The organism is Capnocytophaga felis (genome assembly GCF_009684755.1).
Taxonomy (GTDB): domain Bacteria; phylum Bacteroidota; class Bacteroidia; order Flavobacteriales; family Flavobacteriaceae; genus Capnocytophaga; species Capnocytophaga felis.
Window position 1 is genome coordinate 46683 of record NZ_BLBC01000013.1, and the last position, 17949, is coordinate 64631.

Below are 17949 nucleotides of genomic sequence, written 5' to 3' on the forward strand. Positions count from 1 at the left end.
TGTTAAATCATTTTTTTGACTTAAAATATTATTTCTGATAAAAGATATATTATTTCCGAAAGCATAAAATACTACTTCTGAAAGATACAGACAAAAAATAACCTCGTATATTACAATAAAAAACTAAACTATTGAGCTATGACCGAAAAACAATTGCAAAACATAAAAGAAATGGAGGAAATTCTGAATAAAACAGAAGTTTTTACCTCTGAAGCCAAACAATTTTTAGAAAAATGGGAAAATTTGCTACCTGAAATCAAAAAACTATCCGATTATTACTATGAAGGCGGGTGGAAAGACGATTATGATGCTTCCAACCGAGGAGAAATTCCTGAAGGAATCCCGCACGGGGTACTTTCCGAAGATGCCATCTACAACGCTATGGGAGAACATTATCTTACTGCAGTTGAGTTTCTAAAAACAGTTACGAAAATCATTGCAAATGAATAAACAATGAAACGAATCACCTTGCTTTCAGCAAATCACACCGATTATCATCTCGGATTTGAAGTGCAATCGCCCAAGCCGAAATTTTTTTCGTGGGACACTACCTATGAGGAAATCATCGCATCGCCTTTGGTGGAATGGGACAGCCCTTTTGATTTGGATTATGAGGTGTATGAATATTATTATTTCAAATATCCGGTGCGGGTAGGCAATTTGCTTTTTTCCAAATTTGAATTTCGGATAGACAACCCTCAACGCAGAGATATTGCCGTGCAAGAATATTATGCCAATGGCGACAAACAAGTAGAAGCATTTGATTTTTGGCAAGTGCATCAGCAATTAGAAAAACATTTAACCCTTGATAAAAGCTACGAAGCTTACGAAAACCTCTATTCGTTTTTTCACAAAGACGGAATCACATTTCTGGTCATTTATTATGGAGAACCACCGCATCAATATGTATTTTTTAATATTATCAATGCTCGTAAATATCCCGAACTCATTACGCCTATTGAAAATGAAGACAACATACAACTCACTGATTTTGTGTTATTTCCGAAGGATTATATCGGTATTGATACGGACTATCTAAAAAACGAAGCCGTTAAACGCCGTCCACCTCTGCTGACGGAAAGGTTTGGAAATAAAGCCGTTTTATGGAAAGATGAGGTGAATAAACAACTCGGGGTAAGTGCGGGTAAGTTTTGCAATGTTTTTCCGCTGTCGGACATCAAAAAAGTGGACATCGACCGAATGCTTCCTGCCAAAGGCGGTGGTGCCGATACCTTGCGAGTGTATTACAAAAAAAGAAAATACCCAACGGCAATTCTCAATACCAAAGAATATGATTTGGACAATTATTTGCCCCAATTAGAAAAATTCTTCGGTAGGTCTATTGAAGTAACAGGGTTTTATTATAATTGTTAATGAACAGATTTTATGACATTTAAAAAATTAAATTATGAATTACGATAACTTTTTTCTTCCTGCGGAAGATTTCGAGAAAAGCAAACATTTTTTTGCTGAGATTTTGGGCTTGGAAATCAAATTTGATTTTTCACCAATGGGAATGATTGCCTTTAAAGTGGGTAATGAAGAGGCTGCTATTATCTTAAAGGATAAGAAAAAATTTCCGAATGCAAAACCCACTATTTGGCTTGAAGTAGATGATGTAGTGGAAGTTTATGAGGATTTAAGGACAAAAGGCGTGGAATTTTTAACACCACCTTTTCCCATAAAAACAGGTTGGGCAGTCGAGTTTTTAGACCCTTCTGGCAATGTAATGGGTTTTACGGATTATCGTGCTAATGCTTAAAAACTATAAATCCACGAAACAAGCCCCCTCACTAATAAACAAATGAAACTATGAAACAAATCACTTTACTTTCAGAAAATCACACGGATTATCATCTCGGATTTGAGGTGCAATCTCCTGAACCGAAATTCTTTTCGTGGGACGCTACCTACGAGGAAGTTATCGCATCGCCTTGGGTGAAACAGATTTTTTATAAGGATTATGGCGAGGGGCAACTTAGTCGTCAATTTGCCTTTAAATTTCCTGTGCGAGTGGGCAATTTACTGTTTTACAACTTTGAATTTGGCTTTACAAGTAGGCAACGCACCGATATTGCCGTAAGAGAATACCGTTTTACGAGCAAAAAAGGGGCTTCTAAACACGATTTTTTACAGATTTGCGAGCAATTTAATAAAGACCTGTCGCACAGGGAAGTAGATGAATATTTAGAAAATTCGTATTACAACAATCATACGGACGACATCAGTTTTCGTATGCAATATTATGGCGAGGCTCGGCATCGAGATTTCTTTTTATCTATTTATAATACAAGGAATTATCACCAAATCGTCAAGCCTTTGGAAAACGCAATACAACTTACGGATTTTTTGGTTTTCCCACCAAAAGACATTCGGATGGATGCCAATTACCGAGAAGACATTCGTGTCAAACGCCGACCATCTCTATTAACCGAAAAGTTTGGTAATCAGTCTATTTTATGGCGAGATGAGGAGAATCAGCAAATCGGTGTAAGTGTGGACAAATTTGTTCGGGTTTTTCCACTGTCAGACATCGAAAAAGTGTACATCGAGCGTATGCTTCCTGCCAAAGGACACGGAGCAGATTACATTTTCATACGATATAAAAACGAAAAATATCCCACCAAAATCCTTGAAGCCGAGAACAACTTTTTTGACAAGGTGGATTTAGAAAAAATCTTTAAGCAGAAGATTTTATTTGGTGGGGAGTATTATAATTGTTAATCAAACACACGAAAGCGAATGTCCGTGCCAATTTGTTTCGTTTTATAATTATTAAACAACACCATAAAAATGAATACGATTTTTAACGATACACAACGAGAAAACCTCATCAAACGCATCGGCTTACTTACCGAAACAAAAACTCCGCGATGGGGAAAAATGAATGTATGCCAAATGCTCGAACACTTAAATCTGACCAATGAATATTTTTTAGGAAAAGACGGAAAGAAAGGAAAACAATCCTTTTGGGGGAAAATTTTAGGAAAAATAGTTTTAAAACGATTAACCGGAGAAAAACCTATGCCTATCAATCTGCCCACGATGAAGAATTACAAAGCTCAGGAAACTTCTTCCGATTTTGATTTTCAGAAGAACAAATGTATCGGGTTGGTTAAAGATTTTGAGCATTTCAACAATGATGATTTCATTCACGATTTTTTTGGAAAAATAACCCGAGAGCAAGTCGGTATTTTAGCCTACAAACATTGCGACCACCATTTACGACAATTTGGTGTGTAATGAACCAAATAGCGAAAAGGATTCGTTTTTGTTATAAAAAACGGAAACAATATTATTTATCAAAAAGAATTTTAAAATGGAAAACAAAATGACAAAATCAAAAAAACTTTGGCTATATTTCATCATCACAATGGCGGTGTATTTGCTGATGGTTTTTGTCACTATCCCCACACTGAATCGTCTTGCCAACGGACTTGATATTATTGATGTATTACCCTTTTACGATGGCGAATATGTGGTGCGTTTGCTTGAATATTTAGAAAGTGAGGGCAGACATTACTATCTATACAGGCAAATCCCTTTGGATATGCTATATCCGCTATTGTATGCCTTTACCTATTGGAAAATTTTAAGCCATTTCATTGATAAATTGAACTTGAAAAGGATAAAATGGGTAGTTTTTTTCCCTATTGTCGCAGCAGTGTTTGACTACTTGGAAAATATAGGTATTGGTATATCGCTCTATCATTTTCCGTCGCTTTCAGATACTCTTTTGTCGGTACTGCCTTTTTTTAGTTTGCTGAAAACCCTCTTTGTAGTGCTGTATCTGTTAGCATTTTTCGGATTGGGAATTATGGTTTTGGTGAGAAGAAAGAAATTATGATAATTAAAAAACTCAATTTACTTTTTTTATATGTTTTTATCAATTTAGATAGCAAAACTTAAAAAAATGTATTAAAATTATATAACTTTGTACATTAGTAAAGAATTTAACAATGAAACTATCAAACAACACTATTTTAATTACGGGCGGTTCATCAGGTATTGGTTGGGCATTAGCAGAGCGTTTTTATGAACTTGATAATAAGGTAATTATCACAGGAAGAGACCCTAAAAAATTGGCTCAAATCAAAAGCCAATACCCAAATATTCAAACTTTTGCACAAGATTTGACCCAGCCCCAAGCTCTTGATGATTTAGCCGCTTTTATTAAAGAAAATCACCCTGATTTAAACATTTTGATAAACAACGCGGCGGTGCAGTACAATTATTTGTTTACTGAAGAACGTGATTACGCCCAAAAAATAGATTACGAACTGGCTATAAATCTGGCTATTCCAATGAAGTTAAGTGTTAATTTACTTCCTATTTTGTTGAAAAACAAAAATTCGGCAGTGGTCAATGTCAGTAGTGGACTTTTTATTGCACCGAAAAAAACGGCTTCGGTGTATTGTGCCACCAAATCGGCATTGCATAGTTTTAGCCAAACGCTTCGTTATCAGTTAGAAAGTACACCTGTTAAGGTATTTGAAATCGTGCCTTCGCTCATCGATACGCCAATGACCCAAGGGCGTGGCAAATCAAAAATCAGCCCTGAAAAGTTGGTTGATGAATTTATAAAAGGCTTTAAGTCAAATAAATACGAAATTTATATCGGCAAAACCAAATTGCTTAAATTCATACATCGCATTTTTCCGAAAGTGGCTTATAACATAATGAAAAACGGATTGTAATCACTTAAAAATCAAAGATAAAATTCATATGGAAAATCAGTTTAGTAATATGGATATAGAAAACATCTTAAAAGAAACCCCTGAGGCGTACAATGTGTTTCAAAAAATGCCCCTTTCGCACCGAAACGAATACATCAAGTGGATAAACGAAGCCAAAAAGCAAGAAACCAAAGAAAGGCGTTTGGAGAAAATGATAAGTATGTTACTTGATAAAATAAACAAGGAAAAAATGTACAAGACATCATTTAAAATATCAAAAATGGATTGCCCTTGCGAAGTGCAAATGATAAAAATGAAGCTTGCAGAGTTGCAAAATATTCATTCAATGGAATTTAGCATAGATAATAGACTGTTAATTGTTTTTCATAGTGGTAACTATCAGCAGATTTTTCAGCACCTTAAAAGCCTACAATTAGACACTTCTCTGATTGATAGCAGTGCTGCAGATGATTACTCAAAAACAAATGACACCAATGAAAGAGTATTGCTCTGGCGTGTTTTATATATCAATTTTTTCTTTTTTATTTTAGAAATGGCAACAGGATTTTTATCTGGTTCTATGGGGCTTATCGCCGATAGTTTGGATATGCTTGCTGATAGCTTAGTGTATGGACTTGCTTTATTAGCTGTTGGTACGAGTATCATTTATAAAAAACGCATTGCAAAAATAGCAGGTTATTTTCAAATATTTCTTGCCATTATCGGACTTGTAGAAGTCATTAAGCGATTTATTGGCAGTGAATCCATTCCTCATTTTCAAACGATGGCTTTTGTTTCGTTGCTGGCACTTATTGGTAACGCTCTTTGCTTGTATTTATTGCAAAAGAACAAAAGCCAAGAAGCTCATATGCAAGCCAGTATGATTTTTACTTCTAATGATGTCATTATCAATATAGGGGTGATTATTGCTAGTGGATTGGTTTATTTGACTAATTCTAAATCTCCTGACCTTATCATCGGAGCCATTGTATTTTGCATTGTTTGGCAAGGGGCAATAAAAATTTTAAAACTCTCAAAATAATGTAAATTAACTTTAATTAAAAAAGGAAATCATATGAAAAACGAATGTAAAATCATCGGCATAGTGGTACGCACGACCAATGCCAACGGACAAGCCGCAACAGATTTGGGCAAACTTTGGGGACAATTTATGAGCGACACCATCGCAAAAATCCCCAATACCATTTCAGAAGAAATTATTGCGATTTACACCGATTATGAAAGTGATTATCAAGGGGCTTATACCGCGATTATCGGCAAGAAAGTCAGTTCGTTAGACGAAATTCCAAACGGAATGATTAGGCGAGAATTTCCTGCTACAAAGTTTCAGAAATTCATTGCCAAAGGAGAAATGCCCAATGCCGTTATGCAGACTTGGAAAACCATTTGGGAACAAGATGAAGTGCTGAATCGTGCCTACCAGTACGATTTTGAAGTGTATGGTGAAAAATCCCAAAACGGCAGTGAGTCTGAAGTGGAGATTTTTATCAGCGTAAAATAAACAACTCAAAAATGGACACCTACATCGCACTCATTAGATGCTTTATACTAAAAAGAGCCTTCTCCTATGGGGTATATACATCGTTTAATTTTTAAAAGGAAATAATATGACACACGAAATACAAAACCGCAAAGGGGCAACCAAACTTGAAAACATTCCAGAACAAGTACTAAAATTATTGAACGAAGGTACAATAGAAAGCGTTAATTTAACCGAGTGGCTTGCTGTAAATCATACGGATTTGGTGGCTACAGTGTTCCCCAAAATAGGGATTTCAAATGCGTATATTTCTGAAATTCAAGAGCTCATAGAAAATCAAAAAAAGCCGTCAACGATGAATACTATCAAGTTGATTGGAGCATTTCTTTATGAAAAATACGCTCAATCAACGGATTATTTAGCCGTTTTTGAAAAATTAGCCACACATTTATCTGATTCGGTGCGTTGTTATGCCACTTATTTTATGGCTCTGAACACCGATTTTTCGCTTGAAAAAAAGCTCGGCTTGTTACAGCCGTTGGTGGCAGACAAGCATTTTGGGGTGCGTGAAGTGGTTTGGATGGCACTCAGACCTGAATTGAGCCAAAATTTGGCATTTTCAATTGATTTTTTATCGGTTTGGGCAGAAAATAAAGATGAAAATATCCGTCGTTTTTCTTCGGAAGCCTTGCGTCCGCGTGGGGTGTGGTGTTCGCATATCGAGACCTTGAAAAATTCACCTGAATTAGCATTGCCTATTTTGGAGAAATTAAAATCGGATTCGGCTAAATATGTGCAAGATAGCGTAGGCAATTGGCTCAATGATGCGAGTAAATCTCGCCCCGACTTTGTGCAGGAGTTGTGCAAGCGTTGGGAAAAAGAAAGCCCTACAAAATCAACAGAGTACATCATCAAAAAAGCTTTAAGAACCATTTTAAAGTAGCAAAATATTGTAAGGGCGAAAAATGTTTCGCCCCAACATCGTAAAAACCAAAAATATGAACACCTATATCGTCCTTTTGCGTGGTGTGATGCCCACAGGGAAAAACAAAATTCCGAGTATGGCTTTTCTGAAAGAAATTTTGGGAAAAGGCGGTTTTGTGAATGTAAAAACTTATATTCAGAGTGGAAATGTGGTCTTACAAACGGAGCTTTCCCCTGCGGAGGTGAGTAGGAAGGTACACGAACTCATCAAGGAAAACATTGGAGCAGAACTCCCCGTGATTGTAAAAACCGCTGATGAAATTGCACAAGTTTTAAGCGAAAATCCGTTTACCGAAAATCACGACAGCAAACGCGTTTTCTTTACCCTATTTAACGATGAGCTACCACAAGCAATGGCAAACGAACTCAAAAAGCAGGATTTTGGCGAGGAAAAATTTGATTTTAGCGAAAAAGCATTGTATATGTATTTACCCAAAGATGCCAGTCGTAGCAAACTCAGTAACAATTTTTTAGAAAAGAAACTAAAAATCATTGCTACTACACGCAATTTGAATACATTAACAAAGTTGGTAGCGTTGGCGGAGGAAATGGGAAATTAATTCGTACTATTAGGAGACGGATATATCCGCTTCGATGATAACAAAAATGAAAAAATGGATTTTTATAAATATCAAAAACCTGTCGGAAAAATAGAAGATATTTCTGCATTACGCGATGAATTCATCACGATTTTCGATACCAAAAATCGTCAGGAAATTGTGTTATTCTGTTTGTCATTAGCACAACATCTCATAGACTTTACAAAGTTTGAGCCTTGTGATGAAATGCTGTTGGCTTTTGAGGCGATGAAAGAATGGCTTGATGGGAAAACCAATTATCATAAAGCAAGAAACATAAGCTTTCAAATCAGCAGATTAGCAAAAGAAGAAAATGATGTAGCAAAAGTAAAGTTTTACCGAACGATGGCTCAAATTACTGCAAGTCCGCACACTAAATTTCACGGATTATGGGCAACAGATTTCGCAATAACCCTTGTTAACAAAATGCTTCCTAACGATATGGAAGCCGTTAGAACAGAAAGAGAAAAACACATTGCTTTATTGAAAGCATCTTGTTTTAATAACGACGACGCTTTCCAAAGTTAAATTTTTTTATTACACAAAAACTATGAACCTAAAAGATATATTACAAAACATAGAAATCATCTCCTTTTTTGGAGAAATCAATACCGAAGTAGGCGATTTGGTGCAAGACTCGCGGTTAATTAAGCAAGGCGATGTATTCGTTGCTGTAAAGGGTACAGCATCAAACGGGCATCAGTTTATAAACAAAGCCATCGAAATGGGAGCGAAAGTCGTCGTTTGTGAGGAAATTCCGCAAGAAATCACTTCGGAAATCATTTATATAAAAATAAAGGATACCACTTCCGCTTTGGCAACAATGGCGAGTAATTTCTACGAAAATCCGTCGGAAAAATTGAAATTGGTGGGAATAACAGGCACGAACGGAAAAACCACCACTACGAGTTTACTGTATCAATTGTTTAGAAAAGTAGGCTACAAAGTAGGGCTTATTTCTACCATCGCTATTTATGTAGATGAGCAAAAGTACGACACCAAAAACACCACACCTGACATTCTCACAATCAATAAATATTTGAAAATGATGGTCGATGCAGGTTGTGAATACTGCTTTATGGAAGTGAGTTCGCACGGCGTGGAGCAACGACGCATCGAAGGTTTGCAGTTTGCGGGGGGCGTGTTTACGAATTTGACGCACGACCATTTGGACTATCACCAAACCTTTGCCAACTACCGCGATGCCAAAAAGAAGTTTTTCGACCAATTGCCAAAAACGGCTTTTGCTCTTACCAATATCGACGACAAGAATGGTGGAGTGATGTTGCAAAATACCAAAGCTCAAAAGAAATCGTACGCTCTGAAAACAATGGCGGATTATCGTTTGCAAATTTTGGAAAATCAATTTTCAGGTTTGGTGCTGAAAATAGACGGACAAGAAGTTTGGACAAACCTCATCGGGCGGTTCAATGCTTATAATCTGTTGGCGGTTTATGCTGTTGCAGATTTGCTTGGAATCGATAAAATAGAAAACCTAACGGCTTTGAGTACGTTGCAATCGGTAGGCGGACGGTTTCAGTATTTTGTTTCGAAAGACAAAATCACCGCAATTGTGGACTATGCCCACACACCCGACGCCTTGCAGAATGTGTTGGATACCATCAACAACATACGCACTAAAAACGAACAACTCATCACAGTAGTGGGTTGCGGAGGCAATCGCGACAAGAGCAAACGCCCTATAATGGCAGATATTTCGACCAAGGAAAGTACCCGAGTGATTTTCACATCAGACAATCCGCGAGACGAAGACCCACAAATCATTTTGGGCGAAATGGAAGCAGGCGTATCGGCAGAAAATTACAAGAAATTCGTAACCATAACCGATCGCCGTCAGGCAATAAAAACCGCTTGTCAGTTTGCCCAATCAGGAGATATTATTCTCATTGCAGGAAAAGGACACGAAGCCTATCAAGAAGTAAAAGGCGAACGCACCCATTTCGATGATATGGAGGAAGTGAAAAAAATATTAAACGTGTAGGGGCGTATTGAATACGCCCAATGATGTAACATTGTATATGCCCAAACAAATAATTTTGATAAAAATGATAATAAGGGCGTATTGAATACGCCCCTACAATGCAATAAACAACGACAACAATAACAAATCAAAAATGATAAAAATTTTAGCTGAATCTTTTTTGCAGGTCGCTCTGTTGCTTCCTTTTGCAATTTTATTTCTGAAAGAAAAAAGCAAAATCAGCTTCATACGATTATTGATTTTTGTAGGTTGCTATATGGTGTATCAGCTTTTTATCGTGCTTCCAAAAATCTTAGAATTTGACATAGTAGAAAGCCGTTGGAATTGGGAAGGAAAAGCATTGGGTGTGATTTGTGGAATAGGTTGTTATTTGTTTTTCAGAAGGTATTTTAGAGAAAATGATTTTTTCACAATAAGACAAAATAAAGAAAATTTTAAACCAAGTCTCATTGTAGCGGTGGGAGTGGTATTATTATCAACTGTAGTTTGGTTTTTATTGGGTAAATCCGAGTTTGATGTGGAAACATTGGCTTTTCAAATATCCTTACCGGGCGTTGATGAGGAGATAATATTTCGCGGAATATTACTTGGACTTTTGGCTTCCTCATTGAAAGAAAAAACAGCTTTTGTAGGAAATCCGAGCGTTTTATTAACGGCAATTCTATTCGGATTTATGCACGGTTTGACACTTGATAAAAACTATGCAGTGGATTTCGATTTCATTTATTTCATACAAACCGCTTTTGCGGGATACCTTTGGGGATGGATAACCCTAAAAAGTCGAAGTATATTGTTAGCGATTTTGTCCCATAATTTCAGTAATTTTTTGGGAACATTAGCCACAATGATTAAATAACCCGTTCATTAGAAATAAAATATGAAACTAATCACAGACGAAAAAATATATCTCGAATTGGTGAAATTATCTGATGCTGAAACAATTTTCAACACCATCAATACGCAAAGAGAATATTTAGGCGAGTGGTTGCCTTTTGTTCAGTATATTAAGGAGGTTACTGATGAGGAAAATTTCCTAAAATCAGCTTTGGAAACGATGGAACAGACCAAAGAATATGTGTTTTGCATTCGAAAAGAGGGCAATTTTGTTGGGCTTATCAGTTTTATCAAAACGGACAAACTCAATCAGAAAACTGAAATCGGTTATTGGATTTCAGAAACATACCAAAAACAGGGCATCGTAACGAAAGCCACTAAACGAATGTGTGAATTTGCCTTTACCGAAATGGGAATGAACCGCGTACAAATCCGTTGTGCCACTGAAAACATTGCAAGTAAAAGCATTCCGAAGCGATTGAACTTCGTTTTTGAAGGCATCGAACGGCAAGGCGAACGCGTTTCTGAAAATGTATTTCGAGATTTGGAAGTGTACAGCAAACTGAAAGAGGAATTTTAAAATCGTAGGGACAAAAATTATCCAAAGACAATTTTTCGGATATTTGTTTAATCTATAAAATTTTGTAAAATAATGAAAATAAAGAATTTATTATCAGGCGTATATGTTTTTGTTATGATGGTATTTTTGCTAACGGCTTGTTCAGGAGATGGCGGTTCTGACGGCGGGAACACAGGCGATTTTTATATGCGTTTTAAGGTTGATGGTCAGCAAAAGGAATACAAAACCGCACTGCTCACAACCTATAAATACCACAAAATTCGTGGGAATCACTTTATGTTGAATGTCGGTGGCAGAAAAGAAGCCTCTATTGATTCCGAGTCAATGACTTTGGATTTGTATGTTCCCGAGACTTCTAATTTTGATTTAGGTGTTGGAAGTTATACCCCTACTCAAAATCAGTATCGTTTGGATATTACATTTTTCAATAATGGGAATCATTTTGACGACCCCAATAATTTTGTGGTTACGATTACCCAAGTGGACAAAAATACGGTAAAAGGAACCTTTGCAGGGAGGTTAGAAACAGGACTAACCATTACAGAAGGAGAATTTTACACCAAAGTACGCTATCAAGAAGTGGAATAAATTTCACAAAATATGCTTCTATGAGGTTTGCAAAACGCACCGCAACCGTAGGAACAAAATTACCATTTACGAACGTAGGGGCGTATTGCATACGCCCAATAATAATGAAATAAAAAAGGGCATATGCAATACGCCCCTACGACAACAAAAAACAAATCAACAATGAAAAAATACAATCCCGACATACACAAAAGGCGTTCAATTCGTCTAAAAGGATATGATTACAGTCGTGAAGGATTGTATTTCATTACGATTTGTTGCCAAAACAAAGAACATTATTTTGGGGAAATTATAGACGGAGAAATGCGATTGAACGAAATAGGAGAAATTGCCCAAAAATGTTGGAGAGACATTCCTAATCATTTTAAAAATGTTTTGTTGCATTCATTTGTGGTGATGCCCAATCATATACACGGAATTATAGAAATCGTAACACGTGTAGGGGCAAATCAACATTTGCCCCATAATGAAACGACAAATCAACATTTGCCCGATGATAATGGGGCGAAATATCTTTCGCCCCTACGGGGGACGTCAAACACGATTGGTTCGATTGTGCGTGGTTTTAAAATTGGTGTAACCAAATGGGTTCGTGTCAATACGGATATTCATCAAATCTGGCAACACAATTACCACGAACACATTATCCGAAATGAAGAATCGTATTTCAAAATTCACGAATACATCGAAAACAATCCCGCCAAATGGGAGGAAGACCGATTTTATTCATAATATGTGTGTTGGGTAGGGGCGAAACATTTTTCGCCCTCATAAAATAACCAAATAAAAATCGTAAGGGCAAAAAATATTTTGCCCCTACAATACACCCAAACAAAAGGGCTTATGCAATAAGCCCCTACAACGAAACGCAAACGTAAGGGCTACACAATACGTCCTACAACAACAAAAAAACAATTTAAAAATGCTATATTATTTATTTGATTATTTAGAAAAAGAACACAATTTAGCGGGTGCCGGATTGTTTCAGTATTTATCATTCCGAGCGGGAGTGGCGGCGATTCTTTCGCTGCTCATTGCTACCATTTTCGGGAAAAAGATTATCCGCAAACTATACGCTTTGCAAGTGGGCGAAACCATCCGCGACTTAGGATTACAGGGACAAAACGAAAAAGCAGGAACACCAACAATGGGCGGAGTCATCATCATCTTGGCAACGCTCATACCCGTACTCTTATTTGCCGAACTAAGCAACGTTTATATCATACTATTGGTGGTTTCTACCTTGTGGATGGGAACTATCGGGTTTTTAGACGATTATATTAAAGTATTTCGGAAGAATAAAGACGGACTTAAAGGAAGATTTAAAGTCTTGGGGCAAGTAGGATTGGGATTGTTCGTCGGGGCGATGCTTTATTTCAATCCGAATGTAACCGTGAAGAACGAAAACATCAAAGCCTCTACCGTTTCGGAAATACAAATGCAATCGGAAGAAGTCAAATCTACTAAAACGACCATTCCGTTTCTGAAAAATAACGAATTCGATTACGCCGAACTCATCTCGTGGGCAGGCGAAAACAGTAAAGAATGGGTATGGCTCATCTTTATCCCCGTTGTGATTCTCATCGTTACGGCAGTTTCCAACGGAGCCAACTTAACGGACGGCATTGACGGGCTGGCGGCGGGCAGTTCGGCAATTATAGTGCTTACACTCGGGATTTTTGCTTGGGTTTCGGGAAATATCATCTTCTCGCAGTACTTAAATATTATGTACATCCCCCGCGTGGGCGAAATGACCATTTTTATTGCCGCCCTTGCTGGTGCACTTATCGGATTTTTATGGTATAATACGTATCCGGCTCAGGTTTTTATGGGCGATACGGGCAGTTTGACCATCGGTGGAGTAATTGCCGTGATTGCCATCTCGGTACGGAAGGAACTACTCATTCCCTTGCTGTGCGGCATCTTTCTGGCGGAAAACCTTTCTGTGATGATGCAGGTTTCGTACTTTAAATATACCAAAAAGAAGTATGGCGAAGGCAAACGCATCTTTTTAATGTCGCCCCTACACCATCATTATCAGAAGAAAGGCTATCACGAAAGCAAAATCGTGATGCGATTTTTGATCATAGGCATCATTCTGGCAATTATGTCGTTTGTAACGTTGAAAATTCGATAGAAAACGAACGTAAAGGCGTATTGCAATATACCCCTACACAGGAAAAACACAATGTAAGGGCGTATGCAATATGTCCTTACAAGAGAAAACAACAAAAATGAAATGATAAATCTGTTAAAATACAAATCTCTGACTGAAAAACTGTTTTCCGAAGCTCGAAAAAAGGAAAATAATATCGACAGAAAGCATAAAGATAATATACTTTCTGCCGGTTTTTCCCAAAAAAATGATTTTATCATCATCGGAGAGAAGTGTTTTTACAAATTTAACAAGACAAAACCCGAACAACAGCAGGAATTGCAATACATTTTCTCTTCCGATTGGAAAAAAGAGTTGTATTATGGCTTTGCAAAGTATTATGCGGAGAGTATCAAGCAGGAAAATATGCTCAGTATATTAATTCTTTTGGGAATAAATCCTGAAAAACTCTCTGAAAAGAGCGTACAAGAGACTAAAAACATCGGATTTTGCAAAAAAGGTAATGTTTCTTGCGAAGAAGACACGGGAAATTTCATCTATAAGTCGATTCACATTGCTGGAGTGTTCGTACCGAAGCAAAAATTGAAAGAAAAACTAAAAAATGAGTTTCCGCTGAAGCAAAAGATTGAATTTACAATAAAACAAAAATCCAAACTTCCAAAAATAGGAGCTTATACAAAAGCCATCATGCTGTTACCTTTTAGTTTATTGTACGATTTACTAATAATTGTCTTATTATACGCAACAATAGGTCTGGTTTTTCTCATTTTGAAGCTAAAAAAGCTCTTCAGAATGGATTAAATTGACAAAAATATGTCAGTATAGCACAAAATTGAGCTTGTATGACACAAAATGAAGTCCGTACAACACAAAATAAAGGCGGTACATAACAATATAAAGCTCGTACATAACAAAATGAAGTCCGTACAACACAAAATAAAGCAGGTACAATACAATATGAAGTGCGTTCGGAACAAAATAAAGCAATTTTATAACAAATTTAACATTGTATAGAAGAAACATTTTTAATCTAAAATAAAAAGGATAAATAATAATTTATTCCTAAACAGGAAAAAACACAACATTATGAAAAATATATTTATCGAAAAACTAAATCAACTTGATGATGACCAAAAATATGATTTTATCAGAGAAGTTGAATTTGAAGAAACCGATGAAAAATGGGATCTTTTCAACATAATTATCGCCAATGAAGCAGAATATGATTTAGCACGCATCGAAGCATTGAAAATTATTGCAATTTATGACATCCCAAACGATAAAAAGCCAAAAATTGCTCAAAGTTTAGAGTATATCATCACAAATGAAGAAGATTATTTGGTAAGAAACTATGCCATAATGGCCTTACGGAACTTTATTGAATATCCAACATTGATTAAACTGGCAAAAACTATTGTAAGTGATAGCAATGAAGATGAAAATTGCAGACATAATGCTTTATCTGCCATTGAAAAAATGCCTAATGAAGCTAAAAAAGAGATATTAACATCTTTACTTACTGACAAATATATGAAACCTTACGTCCAACAAATTTTAGATGAGATGTAGATTTCTAAAACTATAAAAAAACAACAAAAATTCTATATCCCTACACAAGAAAACATTGTAAAGATTATGTTAAGTAACGAATTACAAGAGTTTTTAAAGGAACAATTTCCTTACGATGCTCAGAAAATGATTTTTACTCCCGAAATGAAGCTTTATAAAGATTTCAAAATGGTGGGAGAAGACGTAGAAGACTTTCTATTGGACTTTACAAAGACTTTCAATGTAAAACTTGGAGACAATTTTAATTTCAAAGAGCGTTTTTATTTGGAATTTGAAGGAAGTTTGATAGAAAGATTATTGTTACCCTTTACTTTTATTCAAAAATTAATAAACATTTCGTTATTTGAATCCCCAAAAGAAGATGAACGAAAAGATTTAAGTTTTGCTGAACTCGATAGAGCTATAAAAACAGGAGTTTTGGAGTAAGTAATCAATAGAATTAAAAAATGAAAACATAAAATAAAATGAACGAATTATCAGATTTTGATTTTTTAAACTTAATTGAAAAGTCAAGAAAAAATGCTCAAAAGAAAATACAGCAAGGATTAACATTTGTTACTCCTGAAAAACTACTGTATGATGAACTAAAATCAAATTTATTCTATTTGAATAGTAACCACGCTTCATATCATTGCCAAATCGGGAAATTGGAGAACAAAACACCTTATTATGAAAGAATAAATTACAAAGAACATATAACAAAAAGTTCCATTGCAGCAGGAATGATTGCCATCGGGCAACCTATCATACGAAAAAAAGTAGTTATGAAGGGAACTGTGGATAGCACATCCATTGCTTCAAGTTTTTTGTCAAATATTATTAAAACAAAATCTTCATTCCGAATATATTCAATTAACGCTCAATTCAGGTTAGTTGGAACTAAAAATGTGGGAAGAGCCATCGGACGCTTAATTCCTAATATTGGCGTAGTTTTATTGGTTATCAATGCCGTAGATATTTTAATAGAAATATACCAAGCCAATAAAGACAACAACAGAAACTCCATCTTCGGCGGAGGTATCGGTGGTGGCGGTGGAGCTTCAAGCCTTTGGTAGAAATATGAACAAATAATTAAAAAATCTTGAAAATTCAAATCTTATTGAGCTGAACGAGACTATAATAAATATAAATTTCCGTAAAAACATCTGCGATTTGCGGGATAAACTATAAAAAAACAACAAAAAATGAAGAAATTAGTCATTTTAGGAGGAGGCGAAAGCGGTGTTGGAGCAGCCATTCTTGGAAAAAAAGAAGGCTGGGACGTGTTTCTGTCGGACAAAAGCAAAGTAGCTGACAGATATGCCAACGTACTCAATCAACATAACATTCGTTGGGAAGAAAATAAGCACACCGAAAGCGAAATTCTCTCCGCCGATAGCATCATAAAAAGTCCGGGAATTCCAGACAAAGTGGAAATCATCAAAAAAGCCAAAGAAAAAGGCATCGAGGTCATTTCCGAAATTGAATTTGCCTACCGATATACCAAAGGAAAGATTATTGCCATAACGGGAAGCAACGGAAAAACCACCACGACCAGTCTGCTGTATCATATTTTGAAAGAAGGAGGGCTTAATGTGGGTGTAGCGGGCAACATCGGGAAGAGTTTTGCTCAAATGGTTACTGAAAATGACAAAGAATACTACGTTTTGGAAATCAGCAGTTTTCAACTGGACGGAATTACGAGTTTTAAGCCGCACATTGCCATTTTACTGAACATCACTCCTGACCATCTGGACAGGTATGACTATAAAATGGAGAATTACATCGCATCAAAATTCAGAATCATTGAAAATCAGACCGAAAATGATTATTTCATATACAACATTGATGATCCGATAATCAGCCAATGGATTGAAAACCACGATATAAAATCACAAAAAATCCCATTTTCAACAGAAAAAGAAATTATTAAAGGAATATATAGTTTAAAAGACAAAATACAGATGAATATTGACAACCAAACATTTGAAATTGAAGTAAATGAAATGAGTTTAAAGGGAAAACATAACGTAAAAAACTCAATGGCAGCTTCGGTGGCTTCACGACTTTTGAAAGTACGCAAGGAATCGATTCGCGAAAGCCTGAAAGGTTTCGTGGGAGAGCCGCATCGTTTGGAATTTGTTAAAACGGTGGAAGGAATTACCTACATAAACGACTCGAAAGCTACCAACGTAAACTCTGTATTTTTCGCTTTGGACACGATGAAAACTCCCATAGTTTGGATTGTTGGCGGGGTGGACAAAGGCAACGATTATTCTCCCCTACTGCCCTACGTACACGAGAAAGTAAAGGCAATTATTTGCTTAGGAAAAGATAACAGAGTGATATTAAACTCTTTCGGAAACATTGTAGAACAAATAGTAGAGACACAAAGTATGGCTGATGCCGTAGCTTTTGCAAAACGTTTCGCAAATAGCGGAGATACGGTGCTACTTGCCCCCGCCTGTGCAAGTTTTGACCTGTTTCAGAACTACGAGGACCGCGGAAATCAGTTCAGAAAGGAAGTAGAAAAGTTATAAGC

General features: G+C 36.3%; 23 protein-coding genes and 1 pseudogene. All 24 read left to right on the plus strand.

All coding sequences use genetic code 11. The features are described from left to right. Window positions 1-138: 138 nt before the first annotated feature. Entirely contained in the window at window positions 139-450 is a 312-nt protein-coding gene (locus tag GN105_RS10145) for a DUF4298 domain-containing protein (protein WP_155285290.1), read from the plus strand. 3 nt (window positions 451-453) lie between these two features. Further along, window positions 454-1374 (plus strand): hypothetical protein, encoded by a 921-nt coding sequence (locus GN105_RS10150; RefSeq protein ID WP_155285291.1) that lies wholly within the window; start codon window positions 454-456, stop codon window positions 1372-1374. A gap of 34 nt (window positions 1375-1408) precedes the next feature. After that, window positions 1409-1762 carry a VOC family protein gene (locus GN105_RS10155; RefSeq protein WP_155285292.1) on the plus strand — a complete coding sequence of 118 codons (354 nt, stop codon included), beginning with the start codon at window positions 1409-1411 and terminating at the stop codon, window positions 1760-1762. A gap of 50 nt (window positions 1763-1812) precedes the next feature. Further along, the gene (locus tag GN105_RS10160; protein WP_155285293.1) at window positions 1813-2724 is read left to right on the plus strand and encodes a hypothetical protein; all 912 of its coding nucleotides are present in this window, start codon (window positions 1813-1815) and stop codon (window positions 2722-2724) included. A gap of 69 nt (window positions 2725-2793) precedes the next feature. Next, window positions 2794-3243, plus strand: coding sequence for a DUF1569 domain-containing protein (locus tag GN105_RS10165; protein WP_155285294.1), 450 nt, complete (start codon window positions 2794-2796; stop codon window positions 3241-3243). An 88-nt stretch (window positions 3244-3331) separates the two neighbouring features. After that, window positions 3332-3847: a hypothetical protein gene (locus GN105_RS10170; RefSeq protein WP_227977372.1), complete on the plus strand. Its 516-nt coding sequence runs from the start codon at window positions 3332-3334 to the stop codon at window positions 3845-3847. A 112-nt stretch (window positions 3848-3959) separates the two neighbouring features. After that, window positions 3960-4697, plus strand: coding sequence for an SDR family oxidoreductase (locus GN105_RS10175; RefSeq protein ID WP_155285296.1), 738 nt, complete (start codon window positions 3960-3962; stop codon window positions 4695-4697). A 49-nt stretch (window positions 4698-4746) separates the two neighbouring features. Then, a pseudogene (locus tag GN105_RS13010) lies at window positions 4747-4893 on the plus strand (YdeI/OmpD-associated family protein); the annotation flags it as partial. Window positions 4894-4926: 33 nt separating this feature from the next. Further along, window positions 4927-5718 carry a cation efflux transmembrane domain-containing protein gene (locus GN105_RS10180; protein WP_002664567.1) on the plus strand — a complete coding sequence of 264 codons (792 nt, stop codon included), beginning with the start codon at window positions 4927-4929 and terminating at the stop codon, window positions 5716-5718. 33 nt (window positions 5719-5751) lie between these two features. Then, complete coding sequence (locus GN105_RS10185) at window positions 5752-6198, plus strand: GyrI-like domain-containing protein (protein ID WP_155285297.1); 447 nt, start codon at window positions 5752-5754, stop codon at window positions 6196-6198. 106 nt (window positions 6199-6304) lie between these two features. Next, window positions 6305-7120 (plus strand): DNA alkylation repair protein, encoded by an 816-nt coding sequence (locus tag GN105_RS10190; protein ID WP_155285298.1) that lies wholly within the window; start codon window positions 6305-6307, stop codon window positions 7118-7120. Window positions 7121-7175: 55 nt separating this feature from the next. Beyond that, the gene (locus GN105_RS10195) at window positions 7176-7721 is read left to right on the plus strand and encodes a DUF1697 domain-containing protein (protein WP_155285299.1); all 546 of its coding nucleotides are present in this window, start codon (window positions 7176-7178) and stop codon (window positions 7719-7721) included. Window positions 7722-7775: 54 nt separating this feature from the next. Continuing rightward, a complete protein-coding gene (locus GN105_RS10200) occupies window positions 7776-8267 on the plus strand; it encodes a putative immunity protein (RefSeq protein WP_155285300.1) in 492 nt (163 codons plus the stop codon). 22 nt (window positions 8268-8289) lie between these two features. Continuing rightward, window positions 8290-9741, plus strand: a complete 1452-nt coding sequence (locus tag GN105_RS10205) for a UDP-N-acetylmuramoyl-L-alanyl-D-glutamate--2,6-diaminopimelate ligase (protein WP_155285301.1) — start codon at window positions 8290-8292, stop codon at window positions 9739-9741. A 133-nt stretch (window positions 9742-9874) separates the two neighbouring features. Next, window positions 9875-10597, plus strand: a complete 723-nt coding sequence (locus tag GN105_RS10210) for a CPBP family intramembrane glutamic endopeptidase (RefSeq protein WP_155285302.1) — start codon at window positions 9875-9877, stop codon at window positions 10595-10597. Window positions 10598-10618: 21 nt separating this feature from the next. Further along, the gene (locus tag GN105_RS10215; protein WP_155285303.1) at window positions 10619-11155 is read left to right on the plus strand and encodes a GNAT family N-acetyltransferase; all 537 of its coding nucleotides are present in this window, start codon (window positions 10619-10621) and stop codon (window positions 11153-11155) included. Between the two features lie 72 nt (window positions 11156-11227). After that, complete coding sequence (locus GN105_RS10220) at window positions 11228-11743, plus strand: hypothetical protein (RefSeq protein ID WP_155285304.1); 516 nt, start codon at window positions 11228-11230, stop codon at window positions 11741-11743. A gap of 162 nt (window positions 11744-11905) precedes the next feature. Beyond that, window positions 11906-12475 carry a transposase gene (locus GN105_RS10225; protein WP_155285305.1) on the plus strand — a complete coding sequence of 190 codons (570 nt, stop codon included), beginning with the start codon at window positions 11906-11908 and terminating at the stop codon, window positions 12473-12475. Between the two features lie 190 nt (window positions 12476-12665). Next, entirely contained in the window at window positions 12666-13880 is a 1215-nt protein-coding gene (gene mraY, locus GN105_RS10230; RefSeq protein ID WP_155285306.1) for a phospho-N-acetylmuramoyl-pentapeptide-transferase, read from the plus strand. A 63-nt stretch (window positions 13881-13943) separates the two neighbouring features. Next, entirely contained in the window at window positions 13944-14660 is a 717-nt protein-coding gene (locus GN105_RS10235) for a hypothetical protein (RefSeq protein ID WP_227977373.1), read from the plus strand. Window positions 14661-14945: 285 nt separating this feature from the next. Further along, window positions 14946-15428, plus strand: coding sequence for a HEAT repeat domain-containing protein (locus GN105_RS10240; protein WP_155285307.1), 483 nt, complete (start codon window positions 14946-14948; stop codon window positions 15426-15428). Window positions 15429-15494: 66 nt separating this feature from the next. After that, window positions 15495-15854, plus strand: coding sequence for a DUF1493 family protein (locus tag GN105_RS10245; protein ID WP_155285308.1), 360 nt, complete (start codon window positions 15495-15497; stop codon window positions 15852-15854). Between the two features lie 38 nt (window positions 15855-15892). Beyond that, window positions 15893-16483: an STM2901 family protein gene (locus GN105_RS10250; RefSeq protein ID WP_155285309.1), complete on the plus strand. Its 591-nt coding sequence runs from the start codon at window positions 15893-15895 to the stop codon at window positions 16481-16483. A gap of 129 nt (window positions 16484-16612) precedes the next feature. Next, a complete protein-coding gene (murD, locus tag GN105_RS10255) occupies window positions 16613-17947 on the plus strand; it encodes a UDP-N-acetylmuramoyl-L-alanine--D-glutamate ligase (protein WP_155285310.1) in 1335 nt (444 codons plus the stop codon). Window positions 17948-17949: the final 2 nt, after the last annotated feature.

Coding starts and splice junctions, on each gene's coding strand:
- GN105_RS10145 (WP_155285290.1), top strand. CDS start 139: ATGACCGAAAAACAATTGCAAAACATAAAAGAAATGGAGGAAATTCTG.
- GN105_RS10150 (WP_155285291.1), top strand. CDS start 454: ATGAAACGAATCACCTTGCTTTCAGCAAATCACACCGATTATCATCTC.
- GN105_RS10155 (WP_155285292.1), top strand. CDS start 1,409: ATGAATTACGATAACTTTTTTCTTCCTGCGGAAGATTTCGAGAAAAGC.
- GN105_RS10160 (WP_155285293.1), top strand. CDS start 1,813: ATGAAACAAATCACTTTACTTTCAGAAAATCACACGGATTATCATCTC.
- GN105_RS10165 (WP_155285294.1), top strand. CDS start 2,794: ATGAATACGATTTTTAACGATACACAACGAGAAAACCTCATCAAACGC.
- GN105_RS10170 (WP_227977372.1), top strand. CDS start 3,332: ATGACAAAATCAAAAAAACTTTGGCTATATTTCATCATCACAATGGCG.
- GN105_RS10175 (WP_155285296.1), top strand. CDS start 3,960: ATGAAACTATCAAACAACACTATTTTAATTACGGGCGGTTCATCAGGT.
- GN105_RS10180 (WP_002664567.1), top strand. CDS start 4,927: ATGTACAAGACATCATTTAAAATATCAAAAATGGATTGCCCTTGCGAA.
- GN105_RS10185 (WP_155285297.1), top strand. CDS start 5,752: ATGAAAAACGAATGTAAAATCATCGGCATAGTGGTACGCACGACCAAT.
- GN105_RS10190 (WP_155285298.1), top strand. CDS start 6,305: ATGACACACGAAATACAAAACCGCAAAGGGGCAACCAAACTTGAAAAC.
- GN105_RS10195 (WP_155285299.1), top strand. CDS start 7,176: ATGAACACCTATATCGTCCTTTTGCGTGGTGTGATGCCCACAGGGAAA.
- GN105_RS10200 (WP_155285300.1), top strand. CDS start 7,776: ATGGATTTTTATAAATATCAAAAACCTGTCGGAAAAATAGAAGATATT.
- GN105_RS10205 (WP_155285301.1), top strand. CDS start 8,290: ATGAACCTAAAAGATATATTACAAAACATAGAAATCATCTCCTTTTTT.
- GN105_RS10210 (WP_155285302.1), top strand. CDS start 9,875: ATGATAAAAATTTTAGCTGAATCTTTTTTGCAGGTCGCTCTGTTGCTT.
- GN105_RS10215 (WP_155285303.1), top strand. CDS start 10,619: ATGAAACTAATCACAGACGAAAAAATATATCTCGAATTGGTGAAATTA.
- GN105_RS10220 (WP_155285304.1), top strand. CDS start 11,228: ATGAAAATAAAGAATTTATTATCAGGCGTATATGTTTTTGTTATGATG.
- GN105_RS10225 (WP_155285305.1), top strand. CDS start 11,906: ATGAAAAAATACAATCCCGACATACACAAAAGGCGTTCAATTCGTCTA.
- mraY (WP_155285306.1), top strand. CDS start 12,666: ATGCTATATTATTTATTTGATTATTTAGAAAAAGAACACAATTTAGCG.
- GN105_RS10235 (WP_227977373.1), top strand. CDS start 13,944: ATGCAATATGTCCTTACAAGAGAAAACAACAAAAATGAAATGATAAAT.
- GN105_RS10240 (WP_155285307.1), top strand. CDS start 14,946: ATGAAAAATATATTTATCGAAAAACTAAATCAACTTGATGATGACCAA.
- GN105_RS10245 (WP_155285308.1), top strand. CDS start 15,495: ATGTTAAGTAACGAATTACAAGAGTTTTTAAAGGAACAATTTCCTTAC.
- GN105_RS10250 (WP_155285309.1), top strand. CDS start 15,893: ATGAACGAATTATCAGATTTTGATTTTTTAAACTTAATTGAAAAGTCA.
- murD (WP_155285310.1), top strand. CDS start 16,613: ATGAAGAAATTAGTCATTTTAGGAGGAGGCGAAAGCGGTGTTGGAGCA.